The sequence below is a fragment of the Streptomyces sp. NPDC021225 genome, from assembly GCF_044332865.1.
Classification (GTDB): Bacteria; Actinomycetota; Actinomycetes; order Streptomycetales; family Streptomycetaceae; genus Streptomyces.
Genome location: NZ_JBIRPV010000013.1, coordinates 49,902 through 71,980, shown reverse-complemented (window position 1 = coordinate 71,980; position 22,079 = coordinate 49,902). Strand labels below are relative to the sequence as shown.

General features: G+C 72.7%; 16 protein-coding genes. 11 read left to right on the top strand and 5 right to left on the bottom strand.

Going from position 1 to position 22,079, the window contains the following annotated elements; translation table 11 throughout:
• Positions 1-15: 15 nt before the first annotated feature.
• Positions 16-1,113 (bottom strand): PfkB family carbohydrate kinase, encoded by a 1,098-nt coding sequence (locus tag ACH4S9_RS38300; RefSeq protein WP_311726908.1) that lies wholly within the window; start codon positions 1,111-1,113, stop codon positions 16-18.
• 155 nt (positions 1,114-1,268) lie between these two features.
• Here ACH4S9_RS38300 and ACH4S9_RS38295 point away from each other — a divergent pair, with 155 nt between their 5' ends.
• The 10 genes from ACH4S9_RS38295 (at position 1,269) to ACH4S9_RS38250 (ending at position 12,176) form a co-directional block, all read left to right on the top strand.
• A complete protein-coding gene (locus ACH4S9_RS38295) occupies positions 1,269-2,030 on the top strand; it encodes a DeoR/GlpR family DNA-binding transcription regulator (protein WP_311726909.1) in 762 nt (253 codons plus the stop codon).
• Positions 2,027-3,388: a 6-phospho-beta-glucosidase gene (locus ACH4S9_RS38290; protein ID WP_311726910.1), complete on the top strand. Its 1,362-nt coding sequence runs from the start codon at positions 2,027-2,029 to the stop codon at positions 3,386-3,388. The genes ACH4S9_RS38295 and ACH4S9_RS38290 overlap by 4 nt, the downstream gene beginning before the upstream one ends.
• Before the next feature lie 570 nt (positions 3,389-3,958).
• Positions 3,959-4,720 (top strand): DeoR/GlpR family DNA-binding transcription regulator, encoded by a 762-nt coding sequence (locus ACH4S9_RS38285; protein WP_311726911.1) that lies wholly within the window; start codon positions 3,959-3,961, stop codon positions 4,718-4,720.
• A 64-nt stretch (positions 4,721-4,784) separates the two neighbouring features.
• Positions 4,785-6,140 (top strand): ABC transporter substrate-binding protein, encoded by a 1,356-nt coding sequence (locus tag ACH4S9_RS38280; RefSeq protein ID WP_385351006.1) that lies wholly within the window; start codon positions 4,785-4,787, stop codon positions 6,138-6,140.
• Positions 6,133-7,116 carry a sugar ABC transporter permease gene (locus ACH4S9_RS38275; RefSeq protein ID WP_311726913.1) on the top strand — a complete coding sequence of 328 codons (984 nt, stop codon included), beginning with the start codon at positions 6,133-6,135 and terminating at the stop codon, positions 7,114-7,116. Before ACH4S9_RS38280 ends, ACH4S9_RS38275 begins: the two co-directional genes overlap by 8 nt.
• Positions 7,113-8,000, top strand: a complete 888-nt coding sequence (locus tag ACH4S9_RS38270; protein WP_311726914.1) for a carbohydrate ABC transporter permease — start codon at positions 7,113-7,115, stop codon at positions 7,998-8,000. Before ACH4S9_RS38275 ends, ACH4S9_RS38270 begins: the two co-directional genes overlap by 4 nt.
• A complete protein-coding gene (locus tag ACH4S9_RS38265) occupies positions 7,997-8,986 on the top strand; it encodes a zinc-dependent alcohol dehydrogenase family protein (RefSeq protein ID WP_311726915.1) in 990 nt (329 codons plus the stop codon). Before ACH4S9_RS38270 ends, ACH4S9_RS38265 begins: the two co-directional genes overlap by 4 nt.
• A gap of 105 nt (positions 8,987-9,091) precedes the next feature.
• The gene (locus ACH4S9_RS38260) at positions 9,092-10,465 is read left to right on the top strand and encodes an NAD(P)/FAD-dependent oxidoreductase (RefSeq protein ID WP_385351001.1); all 1,374 of its coding nucleotides are present in this window, start codon (positions 9,092-9,094) and stop codon (positions 10,463-10,465) included.
• A gap of 10 nt (positions 10,466-10,475) precedes the next feature.
• Positions 10,476-11,093, top strand: a complete 618-nt coding sequence (locus tag ACH4S9_RS38255) for a hypothetical protein (RefSeq protein WP_398376293.1) — start codon at positions 10,476-10,478, stop codon at positions 11,091-11,093.
• A gap of 60 nt (positions 11,094-11,153) precedes the next feature.
• Positions 11,154-12,176: an asparaginase gene (locus ACH4S9_RS38250; protein WP_398376291.1), complete on the top strand. Its 1,023-nt coding sequence runs from the start codon at positions 11,154-11,156 to the stop codon at positions 12,174-12,176.
• A gap of 44 nt (positions 12,177-12,220) precedes the next feature.
• Here the strand turns inward: ACH4S9_RS38250 and ACH4S9_RS38245 are convergent, their stop codons facing one another.
• Complete coding sequence (locus ACH4S9_RS38245; RefSeq protein ID WP_398376289.1) at positions 12,221-12,988, bottom strand: HpcH/HpaI aldolase/citrate lyase family protein; 768 nt, start codon at positions 12,986-12,988, stop codon at positions 12,221-12,223.
• 174 nt (positions 12,989-13,162) lie between these two features.
• Between ACH4S9_RS38245 and ACH4S9_RS38240 the strand changes: the two genes are divergently transcribed.
• Positions 13,163-13,993, top strand: coding sequence for a DeoR/GlpR family DNA-binding transcription regulator (locus ACH4S9_RS38240; protein WP_311726920.1), 831 nt, complete (start codon positions 13,163-13,165; stop codon positions 13,991-13,993).
• Here the strand turns inward: ACH4S9_RS38240 and ACH4S9_RS38235 are convergent.
• Genes ACH4S9_RS38235 through ACH4S9_RS38225 form a run of 3 tightly spaced genes read right to left on the bottom strand, consistent with a single transcriptional unit; the run spans position 13,983 to position 22,018 of the window.
• Positions 13,983-16,583, bottom strand: a complete 2,601-nt coding sequence (locus ACH4S9_RS38235) for a family 78 glycoside hydrolase catalytic domain (RefSeq protein ID WP_398376287.1) — start codon at positions 16,581-16,583, stop codon at positions 13,983-13,985. The two genes, ACH4S9_RS38240 and ACH4S9_RS38235, sit on opposite strands and share 11 nt — an antisense overlap.
• 33 nt (positions 16,584-16,616) lie before the next feature.
• On the bottom strand, positions 16,617-20,690 hold the full coding sequence (locus ACH4S9_RS38230; protein WP_398376286.1) for a hypothetical protein: 4,074 nt from the start codon (positions 20,688-20,690) through the stop codon (positions 16,617-16,619).
• Positions 20,687-22,018 carry an MFS transporter gene (locus ACH4S9_RS38225; RefSeq protein ID WP_311726923.1) on the bottom strand — a complete coding sequence of 444 codons (1,332 nt, stop codon included), beginning with the start codon at positions 22,016-22,018 and terminating at the stop codon, positions 20,687-20,689. Before ACH4S9_RS38225 ends, ACH4S9_RS38230 begins: the two co-directional genes overlap by 4 nt.
• Positions 22,019-22,079 lie beyond the last annotated feature (61 nt).

Sequence of the window (22,079 nt, the reverse complement as noted above, 5' to 3'; positions counted from 1 at the left end):
GACCCGCGGGCATCGTCACTCGCCCCGGAAGCCGATGGTGGGCTGGGCCCGCAGGCGGGGCCACTCGCGCACCCCGGCGGGAATGAGCTCGTTCAGGAACCCGTAGCGGTGCGCCAGTTCGCCGCAGGCCGCGCCGTCGCCGGCGGTCTGGGCCGTCAGCGCCCACCACGCGGCCACCTCCGCCCAGCCGGGGGCGGCCAGCGAGCCCCCGAAGTGCTGGACCGAGAGGGCGGCGGTGAGGTTGGCGAAGGCGAGCCGGTCGGCGAGCGGCCAGCCCGCGAGGGTGCCGGTCATGAAGCCCGCGACGAAGACATCGCCGGCTCCGGTCGGGTCGAGCGCGGCCACGTGCAGCCCCGGCACCTCGGCGCTCTCCCCGGTGAGCGAGTCGATGGCCACGGCCCCCTGGGCGCCCTTGGTGACCACCGCGATGGGCACCAGGTCGGCCAGCGCGCGCACGGCCTGCTCGGGGGTGTCGGTGCGGGTGTAGCGCTGTGCCTCGGCCGCGTTGGGCAGAAAGGCGTGGGCGTACGCGAGGTCGGGCAGCGCGGCCAGGTCCCAGCGGCCGGAGTCGTCCCAGCCCACGTCGGCGAAGATCCGGCTGCCCTGGGCGTGCGCCTGGCGCACCCACTCCTCCTGCCGCCCCGGCTCGAAGGCCGTGACACAGGCGCGGGAGGGCGGCGGTGCGCTGGGGGTGGCGGGCGGCGGGGGCGGGTGCTCATGGGTGACCATGGTGCGCTCGCCGTCGTACGCCATGGAGACGGTGACCGGCGAGTGCCAGCCCGGCAGGCGCCGGGAGGGGGTGAGGTCGACGCCCTCGCCGGTGGCCAGGGCCTCCCAGCAGTAGTCGCCGTACACATCGGTGCCGAAGGCCGCGGCGAGGGTGGTGTGCAGGCCGAGGCGGGCGAGGGCGGTGGCCATGTTGGCGATGCCGCCGGGGCTGGAGCCCATGCCGCGCGCCCAGGACTCGGTGCCGCGCACCGGGGCGTGGTCGAGGCCGGTGAAGATGATGTCGAGGAACACGGTGCCTGTGAGATAGACGTCGTGCTCGGGGTCTCCGGGGGCGCGCAGGGCGGCCAGCGGGTCTATGGAGTCTGCGGTTCCGGCAGTGCTCACCGGCGCGCCCTTCCTGTTCAGTGCTCTGTGTCGTGCTGCTCGGCGTGCATTTCATATGGCAGCTACGTGAGCGACACCTTGCATTGCCCGAGCGGCGAATGCAAGAGGTCGGTCACACTCGCGCAAACCCGCTCACGTGGAGTACGTTTGCCGACATGTTGCGAGAGACCCGGCACGAGAAGCTGCTGAGCATCCTCGGTGAGGAGGGCGTGCTGCCCATCGGGGAGATCGCCAAGCGGCTCGGGGTCAGCGAGGCCACCGCCCGCCGCGACCTCACCGAGCTGGGCCGGGCCGGCCGGCTCACCCGGGTCTACGGGGGCGCGGTGGCCACCCCCCAGCCGGACGAGGAGCGGCCCTTCAGCGAGGTGGCGGTCGACGACCTGGCCGACAAGACGGCCGTCGCCCGCCGGGCCGCCCGGCTGATCGCCGACGGGGACGTGGTGCTGCTGGACATCGGCACCACCACACTCCAGCTCGCCAAGCTGCTGCGCGGCCGCCCGGTCACCATCGTCACCAGCAACCTCGCGGTCTACGACGAGCTGCGCGACGACCCGGAGGTGACCCTGATCCTGCTCGGCGGGCAGGTGCGCAGCAACTACCGGTCCGTGGTGGGCTTCCTCACCGAGTCCAACATCCGCCAGCTGCACGTCGGCCGCCTCTTCCTCGGCGCCAGCGGTGTACTGCCGGACGGAAGCGTGCTGGACAGCACGCATGTGGAGGTGCCCGTCAAGCGGGCCATGCTCGCCTCGTCCCGCGAGGTGGTCCTGCTGGCCACCGCCGGGAAGTTCCCCGGCGACACCGGGCTCGCCCGGATCTGCGGGCCGCAGCAGATCGACACCCTGATCACCAACAAGACATCAGACCCGGCGACCCTCGACGTGTTCCGCGAGGCCGGTGTGGAGGTAGTGACCGTATGAGGCTGACTGTGCTGGGCGGCGGCGGGTTCCGGATGCCGCTGGTGTACCGGGCCCTGTTGGAGGACAGCGGGGACGAGGCCGGGCGCTGCACCGAGCTGGTCCTGTACGACACCGACCGCGGCCGGCTCGACGCGATCGGCAAGGTCCTGGCCGAGCAGGCCGCCGGCCGCCCCGCCGCCCCCGCCGTACGGGCCACCACCGACCTCGACGACGCGCTGCGCGGGGCCGACTTCGTCTTCTCCGCCATCCGCGTCGGCGGCCTGGCGGGCCGGGCGCGCGACGAGCGCGTCCCGCTGGCCGAGGGCGTCCTCGGGCAGGAGACCGTCGGCGCCGGCGGGGTGCTCTACGGGCTGCGCACCCTGCCGGTGGCGCTGGAGATCGCCGAGCGGATCGCCGCCGTGGCCCCCGACGCCTGGGTCATCAACTTCACCAACCCGGCCGGCATGGTCACCGAGGCCATGCAGCGGGTGCTCGGCGACCGGGTGATCGGCATCTGCGACTCCCCGGTCGGGCTGTGCCGCCGCGCCGCGCGGGCGCTGGGCGCCGACCCCGACCGGGCCGGCTACGACTATGTGGGCCTCAACCACCTCGGCTGGCTGCGCGGGGTGAACGTGGACGGGCGGGACCGGCTGCCCGAACTGCTCGCGGACAGCGCGGCCCTGGAGTCCTTCGAGGAGGGCAAGCTCTTCGGCGCGGGGTGGCTGCAAGCCCTGGGCGCCCTGCCCAACGAGTATCTGCACTACTACTACTTCAACCGGGAGGCGGTGACCTCCATCCGCCAGGCCCCGGCCACCCGCGGCGAGTTCCTCCGCGACCAGCAGGCTGGCTTCTACGCCGAGGCCGCGGCGGCGGGAACGGCCAAGGGGGCCGCTGGGGCCGGGGCGCTGGAGCTGTGGGAGCGCACCCGGATGGAGCGCGAGGCCACGTACATGGCGGAGAGCCGGGAGGCCAGCGGCGGCTGGGAGCGCGACTCGTGCGACCTGGACGGCGGCGGCTACGACCGGATCGCCCTGGCCATCATGCGGGCCATCGCCCGCAACGAGCGCGCCACGCTGATCCTCAACGTGCGCAACCGCACCGCGGTCCCCGGCCTGGACGCGGACGCCGTGGTGGAGGTCCCCTGCCTGGTCGACGCGGGCGGGGCGCGGCCGCTGGCCGCCGGCGCCGTGGCGCCGGACCAGCTCGGGCTGATGCTCTCGCTCAAGGCCGTGGAACGTGCCACGATCGCCTCGGCGACCACGCGCGGCCCCGCCGCCCGCGCCGCGGCCCTCCGCGCCCTCGCCCTGCACCCGCTCGTCGACTCCGTCAACGTGGCGGACCGCATCCTCGACGCCTCCGGAGCACTCCGGACTCCCTAAGGCCTTGCCTCCCCGGTCTCTGCGGGCCCGCGACGCCTGGCACGCGCCCCCAGCTACCGCTGGGCGGTGCCCCCGCGCCGCGTTGTCGGGCCCGCCCGAGTAGGCCCGCCCCCAGCCTTCGGCCGGGAGGTGCCCCCGCGAGGGCGACCCTCCGCCTTGCGATCGCACGCGCCCCCAGCTACCGCTGGCGGGGGTACCTCCCAGCGGTAGCTGGGGGCGCCCCCTGACGCCGCGGCCCCCGCGGCGTCAGCCGCTGATGTCACCGTCACAGAGACCGGGGAGGCAAGGCCTAGCACATGCCCGAACGGGCTTTCCCTAGTCTCTGAACGCGCCCGGCCGGGCGCCGATCGTGCCCATTTCGCAGAAACGGGCGGCGAACGGGCCCGGCGGGCGCGTAATCGGTCACCCCACCGCGCCACCGCTCCTCCCCGCACCGCCGCCGACCAGGTAAGACAACGGTCGTACAACGGGCACATCCGGGCACGATCCGCGTCGCGACAGCCCTGGCCACCCTGTTGCCTGTTTGTAAAACTGCCACGCAAGTCAACAGTGGCAGGCAGGAGGTGCGGTGTGGACGCGGACGAACGCCGTCGGGAAATCCTCGACGCGGCCCGGCGTGCGGGGTCGGTCGATGTCGGCAAGCTCGCCGCGGACCTCGGCGTCTCCAAGGAGACGGTGCGACGCGATCTGCGGGTGCTCGAGGACCACGGGCTGGTGCGGCGCACCCATGGTGGCGCGTACCCCGTGGAGAGCGCCGGGTTCGAGACCACCCTGGCCTTCCGCACCACCATGCACGTCCCGGAGAAGTCACGGATCGCCGCGGCCGCGGCCGATCTGCTCGGCGACGCCGAGACCGTCTTCATCGACGAGGGCTTCACCCCGCAGCTGATCGCGGAGGCCCTGCCCCGGGACCGTCCGCTCACCGTGATCACCGCCTCGCTGGCGGCCGCGAGCGGCCTGGCCACCCGCGAGAACACCACCGTGCTGCTGCTGGGCGGCCGGGTCCGCGGCGGCACCATGGCCACCGTCGACCACTGGGCCACCCATATGCTCTCGGGCTTCGTCATCGACCTGGCGTTCATCGGCGCCAACGGCATCTCCCGCAAGTACGGGCTCACCACGCCCGATCCCGCGGTCAGCGAGGTCAAGGCGCGGGTGGTCCAGGTGTCGCGGCGGAAGGTGTTCTCCGGGGTGCACAACAAGTTCGGGGCCGTCAGCTTCTGCCGGTTCGCCGATGTGTCGGACTTCGAGACGATCGTGACGGACACCGGGCTCCCGCTGACCGAGGCCAATCGCTACTCGCTGCTGGGGCCGCAGATCATCCGGGTCTGACGCCCCGTCCGCCCGCTCTCCCGGCTCCCCTCACTCTTCAACTGTTCCTTCGATTGGACCTGTTATGCCCATCCTGACACTTCGTGCTGCCCGGATACCGGTCGTGGCCATGGCCGCGGGGGCACTCCTCGCGGGGTGCGCCGGTATGGGGGGCGGCGGTTCCGGTGGCAAGACCATCAATGTGCTGATGGTGAACAACCCTCAGATGATGGACCTCCAGAAGCTCACCGCCAAGCACTTCACCGCGGAGACGGGCATCCGGGTCAACTTCACGGTGATGCCCGAGAACGATGTCCGCGACAAGATCAGCCAGGACTTCTCCAACCAGGCCGGGCAGTACGACGTCGCCACCATCAGCAACTTCGAGGTGCCGTTCTACGCCAAGAACGGCTGGCTGCTGCCGCTGGACGACCATGTCTCCGACGACCGGGCCTTCGACCAGAAGGACATCCTGCCCTCGATGCGGCAGTCCCTGACCGCCGACGACGGCAAGCTGTACGCCCAGCCGTTCTACGGCGAGTCGTCCTTCCTGATGTACCGCAAGGACATCTTCGCCGAGAAGAAGCTCAAGATGCCCGAGCGCCCCACCTGGGAGCAGGTCGCCGACCTCGCGGCCAAGGTCGACGGCGCCCGCAAGGGGATGAAGGGCATCTGTCTGCGCGGGCTGCCCGGCTGGGGTGAGCTGATGGCCCCGCTCACCACGGTCGTCAACACCTTCGGCGGCACCTGGTTCACCAAGGACTGGAAGGCCCAGCTGGACTCGCCCGAGTTCACCGCGGCCACCAACTTCTATGTCGACCTGGTACGCGAGCACGGCGAGGCCGGAGCGGCCCAGTCGGGCTTCGCCGAGTGCCTCAACAACCTCACCCAGGGCAAGACCGCGATGTGGTACGACGCCACCTCCGCCGCCGGCTCGCTGGAGAGCGACAAGTCCCCGGTCCGGGGCAAGATCGGCTACGTCCAGGCGCCCGTGGTGAAGACCAAGAGCTCCGGCTGGCTCTACACCTGGGCGTGGGGCGTGCAGAAGGCCACCCGCAACAGCGACAACGCATGGAAGTTCGTCTCCTGGGCCTCCAGCAAGAAGTACGAGGAGCTCGTCGGCCGGACGCTCGGCTGGTCCAACGTGCCCGCGGGGAAGCGGACCTCCACCTACGCCAACGCCGAGTACCAGCAGGCCGCCGGCACCTTCTCCGAGGTCACCCGCCAGTCCATCACCAGCGCCGACCCGCGCGACCCGGGGGTGCAGCCGCGGCCGACCATCGGCATCCAGTTCGTCGACATCCCCGAGTTCTCCGACCTCGGGACCAAGGTCGCCCAGGAGATCAGCGCCGCCATCGCCGGAAAACAGTCCGTCGAGTCGGCATTGCAGAAGTCTCAGAAGCTGGCCGAGAAGGTGGGCGAGGAGTACCAAAATGACTAATCCACTCACGGCGACACCCGTGCGCAGCGAACCGCCCCCGACCGTGGCCGCCCCGCCCCGGCGCGCCCCGCGGAAGCCCAAGGCGGCCCGTGCCTGGGCCACCCGGGCGCCGCTGATGCCCGCCCTGATCTTTCTGATCGCGGTCACCCAGCTGCCGTTCGTGGCGACCTTGGTGATCTCCCTCTTCGACTGGAACTCGCTCAAGCCCGACGAGCGCGCGTTCACCGGCCTGTCCAACTACACCTCGGCGGTGAGCGACGAGGCGCTGCGCGAGTCGATCGTCACCACCGTGCTGCTGACCGCGACCGTGGTCATCGTGAGCGTCGTGCTCGGGCTGATGCTGGCGCTGCTGATGGACCGTAAGTTCCGCGGCCGGGGCCTGGTGCGCACCATGCTCATCGCGCCGTTCCTGCTGGTGCCCGTGGCGTCCGCGCTGCTGTGGAAGCACGCGCTCTACAACCCGGAGTACGGGCTGTTCAACGGCGTACTCAGCTGGGTGGGCGATCTGTTCGGCGTGGACAACCCGCCGCAGCCGGAATGGGTCTCCGATATGCCGATGTTCGCGGTCGAGGCCTCGCTGGTGTGGCAGTGGACACCGTTCATGATGCTGATCCTGCTGGCCGGACTGCAGGGCCGCCCCCTGGAGATGATCGAGGCGGCCCGGCTGGACGGCGCGAGCAACTGGCAGATCTTCCGCTATCTGACCCTGCCGCATCTGCGGCGCTATCTGGAGTTGGGCACCCTGCTGGGCTCCATCTACATCGTGCAGAACTTCGACGCGGTGTTCACCATCACCCGAGGCGGGCTGGACACGGCCAACCTCCCGTACACCATCTACGAGACCTTCTACAACGCCCACGAGTACGGGCAGGCATCCGCCGCGGGTGTGCTGGTGGTGATCGGCACGATCATCATCGCCACCTTCGCGCTGCGCGTGGTGTCGTCCCTGTTCCGTGAGGAGGCGTCCCGCGCATGACCTCCTTGACCGCCACGGCCCCGGCGGCCCCCGTGACCGCCGTCCCCCCGGCCGCCCGCAAGGCCCGCCGCCGCGGCGCCGCGCTGGGCCTGCTGGCCTGGCTGACCGGCATCGTCTTCGTCCTGCCCGTCGCCTGGATGCTGCTGACCTCGTTCCACTCCGAGGCCGACGCCGCCACCAACCCGCCCTCCCTGGCCGCCCCGCTCACCCTCGACGGCTACCGCGAGTTCTTCGGGGTGAACGGCGGGGCCGATCCCTGGCCGCCGCTGCTCAACTCGCTGGGCGCCAGCCTGTTCTCCACCCTCTTCGTACTGGTGCTGGCACTGCCCGCGGCGTACGCGCTGTCCATCCGACCGGTGCGCAAGTGGACGGATGTGATGTTCTTCTTCCTGTCCACCAAGATGCTTCCGGTGGTGGCCGGGCTGCTGCCGGTGTATCTGTTCGCCAAGAACACCGGTTTCCTGGACAACATCTGGCTGCTGGTCATCCTCTACACCTCGATGAACCTGCCGATCGCGGTGTGGATGATGCAGTCCTTCCTCTCCGACATCCCGGTGTCCATCATCGAGGCGGCCCAGATGGACGGGGCGAAGCTGCCGACCGTACTGCTCAGGGTCGTCGCCCCGATCGCCGGGCCCGGTATCGCCGCCACCTCGCTGATCTGCTTCATCTTCAGCTGGAACGAACTGCTGTTCGCCAATGTGCTCACCGGCGTGGTGGCACAGACCGCGCCGGCGTTCCTGACAAGCTTCGTCACCAGTCAGGGCCTGTTCCTGGCGCAGGTGTGCGCGGCCTCGATCGTGATTTCCCTGCCGGTGCTCGCCGCCGGCTTCGCCGCCCAGGACAAGCTGGTCCAGGGCCTGTCGCTAGGAGCAGTCAAATGAGGGCCGCCGTCATCGAAGCCCCCGGCAAGGTCACCGTCGCCACCGTCCCCGACCCGACCCCCGGGCCGCGCGAGGTCGTGGTGGATGTGGCGGCGTGCGGACTGTGCGGCACCGATCTGCACATCCTCCAGGGGGAGTTCGCCCCCACCCTGCCGATCGTCCCCGGCCATGAGTTCGCCGGTGAGGTCGTCGGCATCGGCAGCGAGGTCACCGAGGTGGCCGTCGGCGACCGGGTCGCCGTCGATCCCTCCCTCTACTGTCACGAGTGCCGCTACTGCCGTATCGGCCGGGGAAACCTGTGCGACCGCTGGAACGCCATCGGCGTCAGCGTGCCCGGCGGCGCCGCGGAGTTCGCCGTGGCGCCGGTGGCCAACTGCGTACGGCTGCCCGAGCATGTGGACGTCGCGGACGCGGCGCTCATCGAGCCGCTGTCCTGCGCGGTGCGCGGCTACGACGTGCTGAACAGCCGCATGGGCAACGAGGTGCTGATCTACGGCTCGGGCACCATGGGCCTGATGATGCTGGAGCTGGCCAAGCGGACCGGGGCCGCGAGCGTGGACGTGCTGGACATCAACTCCGAGCGGCTCGCCACCGCGAATCTGCTCGGGTGCAGCCGCTCCGCCGCCTCGGCCGACGAGCTGGACCAGCCGCGCGGCTGGGACGTGGTGATCGACGCGACCGGCAACCAGGCCGCGATCCAGGACGGGCTCGGCCGTGTCGCCAAGGCGGGCACCTTCCTCCAGTTCGGGGTCTCCGACTACGCGACCAAGGCCGTCATCGAGCCGTACAAGATCTACAACCAGGAGATCACCATCACCGGCTCCATGGCCGTGCTGCACAGCTACGAGCGCGCCGCCCAGCTGTTCGCGACCGGGGTGCTCGACCCGAAGGTGTTCATCAGCGACCGGCTGCCGCTGGAGCGGTACCCGCAGGCGCTCGAACAGTTCCGGTCGGGGCAGGGGCGGAAGATCGTCGTCGAACCCTGAGACAGCAACAGGCCTGCCACCACGCGCCGTTGACGGCCCGAGCCCGGCACCCCAGGCTTGGGCCGTACTGATCTCCGATCTCCGGATGCAAGGGAGGGGTGCGGCATGAGCGGCGACGCGGTGGTGGTGGGCGGCGGCCTGGCCGGGACGCTCGCGGTGGCGGCGCTGCTCGGGCACGTGGACTCGGTCACCGTGATCGAGCGCGACCGCTACCCGGAGCAGCCCGTCTTCCGCAAAGGGGTGCCCCAGGGCCGCCATCTGCACGTCTTCCTCTCCGGCGGCCAGCGCGCCCTGGAGCGGCTGCTCCCCGGGGCCATCGCGGAGCTGGAGGCGGCCGGCGCGCACCGCATGGAGGCGCCGCGCGATGTGCTCACCAGGACCCCGAACGGCTGGCACCGCCGCCTTCACGAGGGCAGACACGCCGTGATCAGCTGCACCCGCCCGCTGTTGGACGCCACCGTGCGGGCCCAGCTCCTCGCCGAGGCCGCGGGGTCCGGGACCCGGGTGGAGGTGCTGGAGGCGTGGGAGGCGGTCGGGCTCCTCGGCGGCGCGGACCGGGTGACCGGGTTACGGGTGCGCTCGCGCGACACCGGGCACGCCGAGCGGGAGCTGCCCGCCGATCTGGTCGTCGATGCCTCCGGGCGCGGCTCGCGCGCCCCGCGGTGGCTGGCGGAGCTCGGCCGCCGGGCGCCGCGCGAGGAGGTGATCGACGCCGGAATCGGCTACTCCACCCAGATGTTCCGGCCCGCCGAGCCATTGCGCACGGCCGTGGTCCTCGAACCCAGGCCCGCTCTCCCGCGCGGCGCGGCGTGGTCGCCCGTCGAGGGCGGCAACTGGCTGCTGACCCTGGCCGGGGTGCGCGGCCATCACCCGCCCACCGACGCTTCCGAGGTGCCCGACTTCGTGGCCTCGCTCGACGAGCCGTATCTGCTGGACCACCTCAGGACCTGCGAGGCGGTGTCCCCGCCGTACGCCTACCGCGACACGGCCAACCGCCGCCGCGACTACCACGCTCAGGGCGGGGTCCCGGAGGGTTTCCTCGCGGTGTCGGACGCCGCCTGCACCTTCAACCCGATCTACGGGCAGGGCATGTCGGTGGCCATGCTGAGCGGACTGGCCCTGCGCGAGTGCGTGGCCGACGGCGGTCTGCGCCGCCCCGGCTTCGCGGCCATGGCCCAGCGTGCCGTCGCCCGGGCGGGCGAGACCGCGTGGCTGACCGCCGTGGGCGCGGACCGCCCCTACGCCGCGGGGGCCGACGACACCTCGCCGGGGGCGGCCGAGCGGCTTCAGACCTGGTACTTCGGGCGGCTGGCGGCCCGGGCGACGCATGACCCGGTGGTCGGCGCCGCCTTCCGCGACGTCACGCATCTGACCGCGCCGCCGTCCCGGCTGCTGGCCCCCGCGGTGGCCCTGCGCACGGTGGTGCTGCCGCGGCGGCCCGGCCTGGCGAGCATCCCCCTGCGCGTGGAGGGCGCGTAGCGCGAGTCTCATGCGACCTGGCGCAGAAATGGCCATCGTGCCCCTGGTGCACTCCTTCACCACGGGCGACGGCCTCGTACTGGTTCACCCCTGGATGAGCGGCGAGGTGCTCTACCACCCGACGCTCTCACGCCGTGGGGGCCGGGCGGCTCCCGGCAGCCCGATGGCACGGTTCAGGGCCCAGCCTCTGGCCCGGATTCACACGGCGCTGGATTCTCTCCTGTCCGCCCATCTCGCCGTGGAGGAAGCGGGATTCGTCGCGGTCGACCTCTATGACGGATGCATGTTGTACGACTTCGACGAGCACCGCATGATGCTGTGCGACATGGACGAGTACCGGGCGGGCCCCTTCGTCCTGGAGGCGGACCGGCTGCCCGGGTCCACGCGCTACATGGCGCCGGAGGAGTTCGTGCGCGGAGCGGTGATCGACATCCGGACCACGGTCTTCGCGCTGGGCCGGGCGCTCCGTCTGCTCCTGGACGCCGGCGACCAGGAGAGGCAGTGGCGCGGGACGGCCGCGCAACTGGAGGTCGTCGGGACGGCGACCTCCGCCGCCCCGGAGCGCCGCTTCCCCTCGGTCCACTCCCTCGTCGAGGCCTGGCGATCGGCCGGACCCCGCCACGCGTAGGACCCGCGAGCGCGGTGACGTAGAGTCCGACTTCTTCCCCCCGACAAGGAGACATGTGGCATGCCCGACCGAGCTCGGATTCAGTTCCTCTACACCGGGGGCACCCTTGGGATGGTCGGCTCGCCCCGGGGCCTGGAGCCCGGGGCCGATGTGCGGGGAGAGATCGCCGCGCTGCTGCGCGACAGCGGTCTGGACGTGTCGTCCGGGTTCAGCGAGTTCCACCGCACCATCGACTCGTCGAACGTCACCCCGGCCGACTGGCAGCAGATGGTGGACCACCTGCGCCGCCACCGGGACGAGTACGACGGGTTCGTGGTCCTCCACGGCACCAACACACTCGCCCACTCGGCGGCGGGCGTTTCGTACGCCCTCACCGACTTCGGCAGGCCGGTGGTGTTCACCGGCGCTCAGGTGCCTTTCGGGATGGCGGGGTCGGACGCGCCCGGCAATGTGCTGGGCGCCGTCGAGGCGGTGATATCGGGGGCGTTCGCGTCGGTCGCGCTGTTCTTCGACGGCGTGCTGCTCGCGGGCGCCCGGGCCACCAAGGTGTCGGCGCTGGACATGCGCGGCTTCGCCAGCCCCCATGCCGAACCTCTGGAATGGCGTTCGGGGAGTGTGCGGGAGGAGCCCGATCCCCTGGCGCGTCCGCAGGGCTGGAAGAACCCGCTGCCGTACCGGGGGCACGACATCGCCGTCATCACCGCCGTGCCCGGCATGAGCGCGGAGCGCTTTCGCGCCATGACGACCCCTCGCCCCAGCGCGGTGATCTTCCGTACCTATGGGGCCGGGGAGGGGCCCGGTGAGGAGGAGGGGCTGCCCGAGGCGGTCGGCGAGCTGGTGTCGGGGGGCACGCCGGTGGTCGTGGTGAGCCAGTCCCTGCGGGCGCGGGTCGATCTGGGGAGGTACGCCGCCGGGGAGTTTCTGCGGCGGGCGGGCGCCATCGGCGCGGAGGACATGACGTTCGAAGCCGTGTACACCAAGCTCATGTTCCTGCTGAGCCAGGGCGTCGACGGACAGCACATGGAGAAGTGGCTGCTGACCGACCTCGCCGGTGAGGTGTCCGCCCCACGACCCGCCCGCTGACGGAGCGGCCCCGCCCCCGCGCGGGGGCGGGGTGCGGGTGGCGGTCAGCCGAGGGCGTCGCGCAGATGGGCGGCCGCGGCCTGCTCCAGGTGGACCAGGTCGCTGCTGACCGTGGCGAAGGTGAAGCCCTGGGCGAGCCGCTTGGCGGCCGTGGCGCCGTTCGGGCAGTGGATCCCGGCCGCGATGCCCGCGGCCTTCGCCGCCTCGGCCACCTTCGTGAGCGCCGCCTCGAACTCCTCGGCGACCGAGGTGTCGGTGGAGGTGCTCCCGCCGAGGGCGATGGTCAGGTCGGAGGGGCCGATGTAGACGCCGTCGAGCCCCTCGGTCGCGCAGATCTCCTCGGTGTTGCCGAGCGCCTGGGCGGTCTCGATCATCACGATGCAGGCGACCTGCTCATTGGCCTCGGCCGGGGCCGGGCCCACCCGCAGCCCCGAGCGCATCGGCCCGTAGCTGCGGACGCCGTGCGGCGGGTAGCGGCAGGCGCTGACGGCGGCGGCCGCCTCCTCGGCGGTGTTGACCAGGGGGACGATCACACCGCGGGCGCCGGCGTCGAGGGCCTGGCCGATCCAGAAGCCGTCGTTGGCCGGGACCCGGACCATGCCGGCGCTGGTGCCGCGCGCGTCGATGGCGGTCATCGCGCCGAGGGTGCCCTTGTAGTCGAGGAGCCCGTGCTGGGCGTCCACACAGACGTAGTCGTAGCCGAGCCCGGCCAGGCGTTCGGTGCCGACCGGATTGTCGAGGACGACCCAGTAGCCGAGGATCCGCCGGCGTGCGCGCAGGCGGGCCGCGAAGTGGGCGGGGGGATTGGTCATATTGCCAGCTTCTCTCATCAGATCTCCCCACCTCGTGCGTGTTATGAGCGAAACGCTCGCATAATTGCACGCAACACGCAAGACTTAGCACCACGACCGAGAGGAATGGCGCAGAATGCGCAGCCTGATAAGGTGACCCGCCAATCGCGGCCAGTCACGGAGAGGAAGACAGGCATGAGTCCGGCAAGTTCGCGCACATCACGCACGTCGGCCGCACCGACCGGAGCGGAGGACCGCGGAAGGCTGCGGGCCCAGGACCGCCGGGCACTGATCGCCCGCATGATCCAGACCGACGGGACCGTGGTCGTCGAGGAGCTGGCCCACTCCCTGGAGGTCACCCCGTCCACGATCCGCCGGGACCTCGCCCTGCTCACCGAGCAGGGGACCATCGCCCGCACGTACGGCGGCGCGATGAGCGCGGGGCACACGGCCGAGCCGACCCTCGGGCAGCGCAGCGGCCTGGCCGTGGCCGAGAAGGATCGCATCGGGCGCTGGGCGGCCGCCCGGATCGCGCAGGGGGACACCGTCATCCTGGACGCCGGCACCACCACCGGGCGGCTCGCCCACCATCTGCGCGGCCGGACCGAGCTCACCGTCATCACCAGCGGGCTGACGGCCCTGCGGGAGCTGGCCGAGGCTGACGGCGTCGAGTTGATCACGCTCGCCGGGACGCTGCGCCATGTCAGCCAGGGCTTCGTCGGCCCGCTCGCCGAGCTGACCCTCTCCCGCCTCACCGCGGACAAGGTGTTCCTGGGCGCCGACGGCCTCGACGCGGAGCTCGGCATCTGCGAGGCCAGCCTTCAGCAGACCGCGCTCAAGGAGCTGATGGCCCAGCGCGGTGGGCAGGTGTACGTACTGGCCGACAGCAGCAAACTCGGTCAGTCGCCCTTCACCGCCTGGGCCCCGCTCACCGCGCCCTGGACGCTGGTCACCGACAGCGGCGCCACCGATGACCAGCTCGCGCCCTTCCGGGCCCTGTCCGAGGTGGACGTGGTCACCGTCTGAAGACGTGCCGCCCCGAGCCCACCTCGAACGGCTCGTCGTCGCCCGGCAGCTGGACCTCGGCCCGGGTGTTCGGCGGCACCAGCACCTCGACGACCAGCCGATGACCGCTGTCGCTCTCGCCACGCTCGTAACGCCAGCCCGCCTCGGCCCGCCCGTACGGCGTCAGATGGGCGGCCTTCGCGTGGTCGAGCCCGCCGCCGGGGACGGGCGCGATCCGCAGCCGCCGCCAGCCGGGGGCGGCCGGGGCCAGCCCGGCGACGGTGCGGTGCAGCCAGTCGGCCACGGCGCCGAGGGCGTAGTGGTTGAAGGAGGTCATCTCCCCCGGGTTGATGGTGCCGTCCGGGAGCATGGAGTCCCAGCGCTCCCAGATGGTGGTCGCGCCCATGGTGACCGGGTACAGCCAGGACGGGCAGCCCCGCTCCAGCAGCATCCGGTAGGCCAGCTCGGGCTCACCGGCCACGCACAGCGCGTCGCAGATCAGCGGGGTGCCCGCGAAGCCCGTGGCGATCCGGAAGTCCGCGTCCCGCACGATCGCGGCCAGCCGCGCCCCGGCCCCCGCCCGCTGCCGCTCGGTCGGCAGCAGGGCGAAGCACAGCGCCAGCGCGTAGGCGGTCTGGGCGTCGGAGGACAGCCGTCCGGCCGGGGTCAGGAACTCCTCCTGGAAGGCCGACCGCGCCTCCTTCGCCAACGCCTCGTAGCGGAGCGCGTCGTCCGTCTCGCCCAGCAGCCGGGCGGTCTCGGCCAGCACCTCGGCCGAGCGCACCAGATAGGCGCCCGCCACCAGATCGCCGTCCGTACGGGCGACTTCCGGGCGGTCCGGCGGGGCCGTCGGGTCGAGCCAGTCGCCCAGGTGGTGGTGGTCGCGCCACAGCCCGCCGCCTTCGCGCGCGTACCGGGCGGCGGTCTCCACCCAGGCGCGCATGCTGGGGTACTGGTCACGCAGCAGCCCCAGGTCGCCGAAGCGCTGGTGGAGCACCCACGGCAGCAGCACCGCGACATCCGCCCATACGGCCTGCGCCCGAGGGAAGGGCTCGAACTCCGGCGGTATGACGTCGGGCACCACCAGCGGCGGCACCTGCTCGGGGTGGGCCAGCTGTTCGGCTGACAGGTCGCGCAGCCAGCCGGCGAGCATGCCGGAGCAGTCGTAGAGGAAGGTGGCGGTCGGCGCGAACACCTGGATGTCGCCGGTCCAGCCCAGGCGTTCATCGCGCTGCGGGCAGTCGGTGGGGACCTCCAGGAAGTTGCCGCGCATGCTCCATACGACGTTCTCGTGCAGCCGCTCCACCAGCGGCTCGGAGCAGGAGAACCAGCCGGTGCGCGCCATGTCGGTGTGCACCACCACAGCCTGCACATCCGCCGGGTCCAGCGGCCCCGGCCAGCCGGTGATCTCGGCGTAGCGGAAGCCGTGGAAGGTGAACCGCGGTTCGTAGGTCTCGGTGCCCCCGCCGCGCAGGGTGTAGACGTCGGTGGCCTCGGCCTCGCGCAGCGGCCGCACCCCCAGCTCGCCGCCTTCCAGCACCTCGGCGTGGCGCAGGGTGACGGTGTGCCCGGCCGGGCCGCTGACCGTGATGCGCAGCCGCCCCACCAGGTTCTGGCCGAAGTCCAGGACGGTACGGCCCGACGGGGTGGTGATCACCTCGGTCGGCGCCAGGGTCTGGACGCGCCTGACCGGCGGGCCGGTCGGCGCCACCAGCTCCCCGGCCGGCGGGTCGGCCTGCTCGACCGGGCTCCAGCCGGTGGTGTCATGGCCGGGGCGGGACCAGCCGTCGCGCTCCAGGCGGGCGTCGTACACCTCGCCGTCGTAGATCTCCGAGCGCAGCAGGGGGCCGGTGGCCGCCCGCCAGCCGGGGTCGGTGGCCACAGTCTCGCGCGTTCCGTCGGCGTACCGGATCTCCAACTGGGCCAGCAGTGCGGTCTGTTCGCCCCCGATTGCGCGCCGCCCGCCGTTGAAGCCGATGCGGCCCGCGTACCAGCCCTCCCCCAGCAGCGCGCCGACGGCGTTCGCGCCCTCGCGGAGCAGGTCGGTCACGTCAAAGGTGTGGTAGCGCAGCCGGTGGGCGTACGAGGTCCAGCCCGGGGCCAGTACGTGGTCGCCGACCCGTACGCCGTTGAGCTCGGCCTCGTACACGCCGCAGGCGGTGATGTACAGCCGCGCGGCCGTCACCGGGCCGCGGACGGTGAACTCGCGGCGCAGCAGGTCGGCCGGGTGCGGGCCGTCCGCCTGGGGCCGGCCGGACGTGATGGGGCGGGCCGTCCAGTCCTCGGGCAGCAGGAGCCCGGCCTCGGCGTGGGCGGGCTCGGACCATTCGGAGGGTCCGTCGCCGCCGGTGCCCCAGACGCGGACGCTCACGGCCACCCGCTGCCGCGAGCGCAGCGCCGGGCCGGGCCAGGGGACGAGCACGGACTCCGCGGACTCCACCCGCGTCGGGGCGGCGAGTTCGGTGCCGTCCTCGGCGCACACCCGCACCTCGTACGCGGTCTGCTGCCAGCTCTCGGCGTCGGTGACGGTGTGCCAGCTCAGCCGGGGCTCGGCCTCGCCGATGCCCAGCGGCTCCCGGTGGTGTTCAAAGACCGGTGTGGTGACCTGCAACGCTGCTTACCTTCCTTACGAGTCGGACCGGCCTTACGAGTCGGACCGGATGAGTCGGACCGGGCCGAACAGGCCCGTGCGTACCTGGCCCGCCGCGACCGCGCGGGTCGGCGAGGCGTCGTCGAGATACCCGGCGAGCGTGCCGCTCACCACGATCTCGATGTCGTTGTCGCCCGCCCTCAGGGCGTCGGTGACCTCGACCGCCCACGGCCCCCACACCCGGCGGCCGACGAGGGTGCCGTTGACGTGGATCTCGGCGGTGCCGCGGACCTCCCCGAGGTCGAGGAGGGTCCGCCCGGCCGGGGCCTGCGGCAGCCGGGCGGTGGTGCGGTAGCGGACCCGTCCGCCCAGGGCGCGCAGGCCGAGCTCCTCCCAGGCGGCGAGCTCCACCTCGGCCTCGGCGACCTCGGCCTCGATCGCCGCGTCGAGCAGCGCGCCGCCCCGGCGGCCGTCCACCGCGACCACCTTGAGCAGCACCGGGGTGGCGGCGGCCAGCGGGGCGGGCAGCCTTACCCACCCGTCGCCGTCCGTCGCGTACTCCCGGCCCTCGACCAGGACCGTGACCTTGAGCGGGGTGGGGACGCGCAGCGCCGTCGTGCCGAGCGGGGCCGGGAAGCGCAGCCACTCCACGCGCTCGGGGCCGGGCGCCAGGTCAGGGACGAGCAGCTCGACGCCACCGCCACCGCCGTCGCCGGGGGCGGCGGCCGGCTCCAGCCAGTGGGCGCCGGGCAGCGGGTGGGGGCGGGCCCAGGCGCAGATCCACCGGGGGTCGCGGCCCCCGGTGGAGGTGCGCGGCCGCAGCGGCACGGGCGCGCCGTCGCGGCTCGCCTCCCAGCCGTCGCTGCCGCCGCTGCTGCCGCTGCTGCCGCTGCTGCCGCTGATCCAGCCGAGGCCGCCGCGCGCCGCCGGGGCCGAGTCGAGGGCCGCGCCGGTCGGGGCGGTGCCCGCGTCGGTGACCCGCAGCGTGAGGGTGTTCTCGCCGACGCGCAGCAGCTCGCCGAGGTCGTACGGGTGGACGCGGATGTCGCGGTGGCCCGGATACGGGTTGAAGTCGCCCTGGCGGCCCACCTCGACGCCGTTGACCAGCACGGCGCACGCGCCGTCGGCGGCGACCTGGACGACCGTGTCGTCCGGGACGCGGTCCAGTCGGGCGCGCAGCGTCAGTTCGTGGGTGCGGCCGGGGACCGAGCCGTCCCCGGCCTCCAGCCACTCGGGGCGGCGGAAGGCGTCCGGGTCGCCGACCACCGCGAAGGACGCGCGCACCGGCCCGTCCTCGACGGCGGTCAGCTCGATCTCCAGGGCGACGGTGCGGCCGCGGGCGGACGGCGGCAGCGGGCTGAAGGTGCGGTACCCCTCCCCCGCCGCGGGCAGCTCCGCGCCGTCGAGCAGCACCCGGCGCGCCGCGCCCGCGCCGACCGCGAGGTGCAGCCCGGCGCGGTCGGGGAGGGTCAGGTGCGTACGGACCGCGACCCGGCCGCCCGCCGGGACGGCGCGCCAGTCCAGGAACTCCTCGGGGACATATCCCTTGGGGCCAAGACGCTCGTCGTGCAGCGGATCGTCGGGGATGCCGCGCGACAGCGACCACACCGCGGGCCGCCACGTCTCCGAGTCCGGGCCTCTGACCAGCGCGAACGGGCCGAATCCGGCCGTGACGGGCGACCAGCCCCGCTCGGCGGCCTCAGGTTCCAGGGGTGCCAGGGGTGCCAGGGGTGCCAGGGGTGCCAGGGGTGCCAGGGGTGCCAGGTGTTCCAGCCGCCACACCTCGATGGGCAGCACCCCCGTGCGGTGCGCCGCCGCGAGATCCCCGTCGCCGTTGTCCAGGGTGGAGGTGGCCAGCCCGCGCCAGGGGCCGGGCAGCGGGACGGTCCCGGTGGCCGGGCCGAGCGGGGCGCGGGTGGGCTCCGGCAGTTCCTCGGCGAGCACCACCAGCGCCACCGCCCCGTCCTCGAACGGCACCTCCAGGAGCCAGGCCCCGTCCGGCGCCCGGGTCACGGCCAGCTCGGTGCGGTCCCCGGTGCCCGGGTCCCAGCGCTGGGCGCGCGGCCGGTCCTGGCCCTCCAGACGCACCCGGGCGGTGCGGCCGTCGGCGGGCACGAAGTCGTAGCCCTCGGTGCGCAGTTGCTCCCAGTACCGCTCCCAGGAGAAGCCGTCGGTGGGCCAGTCGCCCATGGGGAAGGCGACGATCGGCGCCTTGGTGCCGCTGCGGTCGTCGTGCGCGATGAGGGTGAGGACCAGCGCGTCGCGGTGGCGGCGGAGCAGGTACGGGGCGTCGGCGGTGACCCGCACGGGGCCCCGGGCCACCGCGCCGGGCACCTGCTCGGCGCTCTCGACGACGGTGACCAGGCCCCGCGCGACGGCGTCGGCGAACAGCCGCGCGGCCTCCGCGCCGTCGTCGTCGGAGCCGCCGGGGAACAGTTCGGGCGCCCGGGCCACGCACACCACCCGCCCGCCCGCCGCCGCGAAGCGGACCAGGGTGCGGGCCGCCGCGGCGTGCAGGGCGAGCGGTCCGGGCAGCACCACGGTGCGATAGCGCTCCTGGCCGATGATCAGGGCGGCGCCCGCCCCGTCGGCGGTCACCTCGCCGCCCGCCAGCGTGTTCTCGTCCAAGGTGTCGTGGTCGAGTCCCGCGCGCTCCAGCACCCCGCGGCGCTCGGCGAACCAGCAGTTGACGCCGTTGAGCTCGTGGTAGAGGCGGCCCGCCTCGGCCGCCGGCGCCAGCGGCCCGTCCAGCGTGAGATACGCCTGCGCGGCCGTGGTCGGCGACAGCAGGACCGTGTCGCACACATGGGCGCCCTCGGTCAGCACGGCGCACAGCCGCGCCACGGCGGTGGCGAACACGTGGTACGACGGCCAGTACGGCTGGCGCCAGCAGGTGGACGGCGGCGCCCACTCCCACCAGCCGCCGACGGTGCTGTAGTAGACCGCGTGCGGGTCGTAGAGGGTGGCGCCCCGGCGCAGGAAGGGCGCGAGCCAGTCGTAGGTCTCCTCCAGCGTGCCGCCCCAGCCGGAGGAGTGGAACGCCTCGATCCAGGTGCGCCCGTGACCGAGCGCGTGCGCCATCGAGCTGTGCACCTTGGCGTCGCCCCAGTGGTCGCTACCCGGCGCCCCGTATCCGGCGTGGGTGCCCTGGTAGTCGCCGTACACCCGCACCCCGCCCACCGGGTCGCCCTCGCGGGCCGGCGAGGGCTGGTCGAAGCCGCAGACCAGGCCGTGCCGGGCGAAGAACGCCTCCTGGGGGTCGAAGAAGGCCCGGCGGCCCAGCCGGGCGCGGTGTTCGTGGTAGTCGCGGCGCACCCGCGCGGCATGCGGGTCCTCGCCCTCCCACAGCGCCCACAGCTCGGGAACCAGGTCGTAGCCGTACACCTCGGCGAAGCTCGCCGCGAAGTCGCGGCCCCAGGTGGGCAGGGCGGGCAGCTCGTCCTGGAAGAAGCCGCCGATGGAGCGGCCGAACCACTTTCCGACGTGCCGTTCGAGCGTGCCGTGCACCCGGTCGAGCAGCGCCGCGCAGGCGGCCTCGCCGAAGTAGTCGAAGCCGCTGACCCCGCTGTGCACCAGGGTGACCTGGGCCGGGCCGCCGCTCCAGCGGGCCGCGCCGCCGGTGATCGGCACCGCGACCCGCCCGGCCGCGGCGCCGCCGTCCCGCATGGGGACGGCGTACGCCGCGAGCGCGGTGTGGCCGGTCGGGGGCCGCACCACGGTCTCGCCACCCTCCGCCGTTACGCTCGTACGGTGGAGGGCGAGCCCGGCGAACTCCGGGTTGCGGGCGGTCAGCTGCCCCTGGAAGTTGGCGCCCGAGAACCCGATCTGGTCGTACATCCAGAGGCTGAACCCCAGCTCGTCGGCGTCCGCGCAGGCCCCGTCGAGCAGCCGCAGCCACTCCGCGCTCAGATATGGCGGGTCGTCCGCCAGCGAGCCGAAGGTCGGTCCGGTCGGCGCGAGGCACATCACCACGGCCTGCCGGATGCCCTGGGAGGTCAGCTCCGCCATCTGCCGCCGCAGCCGCTCCCGGGTCACCTTCGCACCGCTCCACCACCAGATCGGCAGCGGCCCGTATTCGGGTGCGGGGTCGGTGAACCGGGAGAGCAGTTCACGTGCTGCGTCCGTCACACCGCCGCCCGGCGCTCGGCCTCGATCGCGTCCAGGGACTTCCCGGCCGTGTCCGGCATGAAGAAGTACCCGATGCCGCCGCTGATGACCAGGAACGTGGTCAGCAGGGCCGCGATGGTGGTGATCCCCGAGTCGGCGAGGTGGGGCACGAAGTAGCTCCAGATGCCGAGGCAGGTGCGCGCCGTGCCGAAGGTGAAGCCCTGGGCGGTGCCGCGCAGCATGGTCGGGAAGAGCTCCTGGCTGAACGTCTTGTAGAACGCCTCACCGGCCAGCGAGGCCCCCACGCCGAACAGGAAGGTGTTCAGGAGGATCGTCGGCACGGTGAAGGGGAACCACAGGAAGAGCGCGTAGGCGATGATCTGCATCACCGCTCCGACGGCCCACAGCATCCGGCGGGTGCGGTGGTCGCGGTCGGTCAGCGGCATGAACACCAGGACCGTCGCGGCGATGCCGACGCCGAACCCGGCACAGGACAGCGCCACGCTGGTCCCCTGGCCGCCCGCGCCCAGGTTCTTGACCATGTACGGGGTGAACAGCCCGGCGGTGCCCGCGGCCAGGTTCCAGAACAGGTAGAAGCTCCCGGTCCACAGCAGCGCCTTCAGGTGCGCCCCGCGGAACAGCTGCCGCACCCCGGCCGCCGCGGCGGCCGCACCCTCGCCCGCCTTGCCCGCCTTGCTCGCCGCGGCCTTCCACACCGCCGACTCGGTCATCCCTCTGCGCAGCGCCCAGGTGATCAGCGCGACCACGAACAGATGGAGGAAGACGATGCGGATGCCCAGCAGATCCAGCGGGGAGAGCGCGAACGCCAGCAGGAGCACGATCAACGGCCCGACGTTCCAGGCGACCTGGGTGAACCCGAGCAGCTTGCCCCGGGCCCTGGCCGGCGAGAACTCCCCCACCAGCGCCAGCGAGGTCGGCACGTCGGCGCCCACCGCCACGCCCACCACGAAGGTGCCGATGAACAGCATCGCCGGGTTGACGGCGAGCGCGATCAACAGGATCGCGGCCGCGTACACCAGCAGGTCCCACTGGTAGATCCGCTTGCGGCCGAGCTTGTCGCCGAGCCGCCCGCCGATGAAGGCCCCGACCGCCGCGCCGATGGCGTTGGGGCCGATGGCCGCGAGCGCGCCGACGCCGGTGAGGCCCGAGTCGCTGAGATTGAGTTCGTCCTGGAAGAGCGCCAGGCCCGCGCCCAGCGCCACGATCGACCCGGCGTCCAGGTACGAGGCCATGCCGGCCAGGACCGACCATTTCCACTGCTGACGGCTGATGGTGCCCTCGGCCTCGGCCTCGGCCGAGGATCCTTGGGTCTCTTGATGCATGGTCATCCGGTCGCTCCCGTCCTCATTGACGTGTAGAAGCGTGTGTAGAACGTTCTCCGAATTGAAA

Coding starts and splice junctions, on each gene's coding strand:
- ACH4S9_RS38295 (WP_311726909.1), top strand. CDS start 1,269: ATGTTGCGAGAGACCCGGCACGAGAAGCTGCTGAGCATCCTCGGTGAG.
- ACH4S9_RS38290 (WP_311726910.1), top strand. CDS start 2,027: ATGAGGCTGACTGTGCTGGGCGGCGGCGGGTTCCGGATGCCGCTGGTG.
- ACH4S9_RS38280 (WP_385351006.1), top strand. CDS start 4,785: ATGCCCATCCTGACACTTCGTGCTGCCCGGATACCGGTCGTGGCCATG.
- ACH4S9_RS38275 (WP_311726913.1), top strand. CDS start 6,133: ATGACTAATCCACTCACGGCGACACCCGTGCGCAGCGAACCGCCCCCG.
- ACH4S9_RS38270 (WP_311726914.1), top strand. CDS start 7,113: ATGACCTCCTTGACCGCCACGGCCCCGGCGGCCCCCGTGACCGCCGTC.
- ACH4S9_RS38265 (WP_311726915.1), top strand. CDS start 7,997: ATGAGGGCCGCCGTCATCGAAGCCCCCGGCAAGGTCACCGTCGCCACC.
- ACH4S9_RS38260 (WP_385351001.1), top strand. CDS start 9,092: ATGAGCGGCGACGCGGTGGTGGTGGGCGGCGGCCTGGCCGGGACGCTC.
- ACH4S9_RS38255 (WP_398376293.1), top strand. CDS start 10,476: ATGCGACCTGGCGCAGAAATGGCCATCGTGCCCCTGGTGCACTCCTTC.
- ACH4S9_RS38250 (WP_398376291.1), top strand. CDS start 11,154: ATGCCCGACCGAGCTCGGATTCAGTTCCTCTACACCGGGGGCACCCTT.
- ACH4S9_RS38245 (WP_398376289.1), bottom strand. CDS start 12,988: ATGACCAATCCCCCCGCCCACTTCGCGGCCCGCCTGCGCGCACGCCGG.
- ACH4S9_RS38240 (WP_311726920.1), top strand. CDS start 13,163: ATGAGTCCGGCAAGTTCGCGCACATCACGCACGTCGGCCGCACCGACC.
- ACH4S9_RS38225 (WP_311726923.1), bottom strand. CDS start 22,018: ATGACCATGCATCAAGAGACCCAAGGATCCTCGGCCGAGGCCGAGGCC.